Source organism: Streptomyces sp. 2A115 (assembly GCF_052245575.1).
Taxonomy (GTDB): domain Bacteria; phylum Actinomycetota; class Actinomycetes; order Streptomycetales; family Streptomycetaceae; genus Streptomyces.
Genome location: NZ_JBQQCG010000198.1, coordinates 1 through 2,693, shown reverse-complemented (window position 1 = coordinate 2,693; position 2,693 = coordinate 1). Strand labels below are relative to the sequence as shown.

3 protein-coding genes and 1 pseudogene are annotated in these 2,693 nt (G+C 69.6%); 1 reads left to right on the top strand and 3 read right to left on the bottom strand.

Translation table 11 applies throughout. The features are described from left to right. The 3 genes and pseudogenes from ACTWQR_RS55500 to ACTWQR_RS55490 form a co-directional block, all read right to left on the bottom strand. Nucleotides 1–627, bottom strand: a 627-nt coding sequence (locus ACTWQR_RS55500; protein ID WP_443234976.1) for a phosphoribosyltransferase, incomplete at its 3' end; no start/stop codon positions are given. A 35-nt stretch (nucleotides 628–662) separates the two neighbouring features. Beyond that, a pseudogene (locus tag ACTWQR_RS55495) lies at nucleotides 663–878 on the bottom strand (hypothetical protein); the annotation flags it as partial. 125 nt (nucleotides 879–1,003) lie between these two features. Further along, complete coding sequence (locus tag ACTWQR_RS55490; protein ID WP_443234975.1) at nucleotides 1,004–1,177, bottom strand: hypothetical protein; 174 nt, start codon at nucleotides 1,175–1,177, stop codon at nucleotides 1,004–1,006. 295 nt (nucleotides 1,178–1,472) lie between these two features. Here ACTWQR_RS55490 and ACTWQR_RS55485 point away from each other — a divergent pair, with 295 nt between their 5' ends. Beyond that, a complete protein-coding gene (locus ACTWQR_RS55485) occupies nucleotides 1,473–2,663 on the top strand; it encodes a zinc-dependent alcohol dehydrogenase (RefSeq protein ID WP_443234974.1) in 1,191 nt (396 codons plus the stop codon). Nucleotides 2,664–2,693: the final 30 nt, after the last annotated feature.

The window sequence follows — 2,693 nt, the reverse complement described above, 5'->3', positions numbered from 1 at the left end:
CAGGGTCTCGGTCACCTCACGGTCGGCGAGTTGTCCGAAGTCGTCGTACCACTCGCCCACCGACCCGAAGTGCCGCGGCCGGTGCGGGCAGATCACCTCGTCGGCCTCCTGCAACTGGGCGACGCCGCCGGCCGAGCCCACGGGCACGGCCAGCACCAGCCGAGCGGGGCTCTGGCGACGTAGATGGATCAGGGCGGCCCGGGCGGTGACACCGGTGGCCAGGCCGTCGTCCACGACGATCACGGTCCGGTCCCGGACCGGCGCTGCGGGGCGCCCCTGGCGGTAGAGCTCCTCCAGGCGGTGGACCTCGTCCCGCTGCCTGGCGACCTCCGTCGCGAACTGGTACTCGGTCATGCCGAGGAGGGCCAGCGTGGCCTGGTCGAAAACAGGTGGGTCCTCCCCGGCGACCGCGCCGATCCCTGTCTCGGGCCGACGGGGAAGGCCGATCTTGCGCGCGATCAGCACATCCAGCGGAGCGTTCAGGGCGCGGGCGATCACCGCCGCGACGGGCACACCGCCGCGGGGCAGGGCCAGCACGACAGGATCAGTGACCTCGTGGCCCTCCGCCCATTCCGAGAGCGCGGCGGCCAGTACCTCTCCGGCATGCCGACGGTCGTGGAATCGCATGATGGCTTGGCTCCTGTTCGGTCGGTCGATGCCTCTCAACGACCGAGTACCCCGGTTCGGCCCCGTCCCGAGCCGGGCCCCGTCCCGAGCCCGGCTCCGTGGCGGTCCTTCGCAGTCCCGCTGTCCCGGCGGAGCTGCCGGCGGCCGCGCTGCTCGTCGAGGTAGTCGGGACCAGGGCCGGCGCCCAGGTGCCAGTACGTCCACGCCTGCCCCGGGATTGTGTAGCCGATGTCCGTGAGCGCGCCCGAGATCCCACGAAGAGGCCGGAGAGACCTTCGGCTGCCTCTCCGGCCCACTTCTTCCCCTTGGGTGTTCCCCTCAGGTCTTCCCCCTGGGTTCCCTCTCGGGTCCTGATCCCCGGCGTCAGTGCCGCCGGTCAGTCCTCACCCCTGACGATGTTCCAGTCAGGGGACACATGCACCTGCCTGGTCTCTCTGTCGGCGATGGCCGGAACGTAGGTGCGTACCTGGCTTCCGCGTCGGCGGCGGGCCTTCGCCCAGCCCGTTTCGGGTCGGCGGATGGTGTCCTTCTTCCTGACGTCCGCGGTCACGGCGCTTCATCTTCTTTCTCTGCTTCTTTCAGTGCTTCTCACTGGGTCCGGTCTCGCTCGGGACCGGCCAGGTCTCATGCTCACTCTGCTGTCCGACGGTGCAGCTGTTGTCCGTTCAGCTGCTGTCCGTTCAGCTGCTGTCTGAAGGTTGCCCAAGCGAGTTCCCCTCGCCGCCACCGGGAAACCATTGCTCCCCGTCCCGTCTCCGGTCGTGGTTCCCGGGTACTCGGGCCCGTGATCTCCCGGGTGCGTCTCCCGTACCCGGTACCAACACCTCCGGGAGGAGCGGACAGCGATGAGGGCAGTGACCTGGCAGGGCCGACGAAAAGTGAGCGTGGATTCCGTCCCGGACCCGAAGATCAAGGAGCCGACGGACGCGGTCATCCGTGTCACATCGACCGGGCTGTGCGGATCCGACCTGCACCTGTACGAGGTGTTCACCCCCTTCATGACCCCGGGCGACATCCTGGGGCACGAACCCATGGGCATTGTGGAGGAGACCGGATCGGGGGTTATGGGGCTGAAGCCCGGGGACCGAGTGGTGGTCCCCTTCCAGATCGCCTGCGGACACTGCTGGATGTGCGACTCCGGCCTGCAGACCCAGTGCGAAACCACTCAGGTCACCGACCAGGGCATGGGCGCCGCCCTGTTCGGCTACACCAGGCTGTACGGGGCGGTGCCCGGCGCGCAGGCCGAATACCTGAGGGTGCCGCAGGCCCAGTACGGCCCCATCCAGGTGCCCGAGGGACCCGCCGACGACCGTTTCGTCTACCTGTCCGACGTACTGCCCACCGCGTGGCAGGCCGTGCAGTACGCCGACATCCCGCCCGACGGTTCGGTCGCCGTGCTCGGTCTCGGTCCGATCGGTGACATGGCCTGCCGGATCGCGCTGCACCGGGGCGCCGGGATGGTCTTCGGAGTGGACCTCGTCTCCACCCGGCTGCGCCGGGCGCACGACCGTGGAGTCGAGACGTTCGACCTGTCGGAGTTCGACAGCGGGGACGACCTCGTACGGGCCATCCGCGACCGCACGGACGGACGCGGGCCGGACAGCGTGATCGACGCCGTGGGCGCGGAGGCGCACGGCAGTCCGCTGAGCCGCATGGCCCAGCAGGCGACCGGTGTCCTGCCGCGCGGCCTGGCGGCCCGGTTCGCCGAGAAGGCTGGTTCGGACCGGCTGGCCGCGCTGCGTACGGCGATCGACCTGGTACGACGCGGCGGGACGATCTCGGTCAGCGGCGTCTACGGCGGAGCGGCCGATCCGCTGCCCATGCTGACCATGTTCGACAAGCAGATCCAGCTCCGAATGGGACAGGCCAACGTCCGCCGCTGGGTGGACGACCTGCTGCCGCTGCTCACCGACGAGGACCCGCTCGGTGTGGACGCCTTCGCCACCCACCATCTGCCGCTGGACGACGCGCCGCACGCGTACGAGATCTTCCAGCACAAGGAGGACGACGCCGTGAAGATCCTCATGCGTCCGTGACCACAACGGTGGCGGGGAGAGCACACGGCC

Excerpts from the sequence above, each read along its gene's own strand:
- ACTWQR_RS55485 (WP_443234974.1), top strand. The coding sequence starts at position 1,473 with ATGAGGGCAGTGACCTGGCAGGGCCGACGAAAAGTGAGCGTGGATTCC.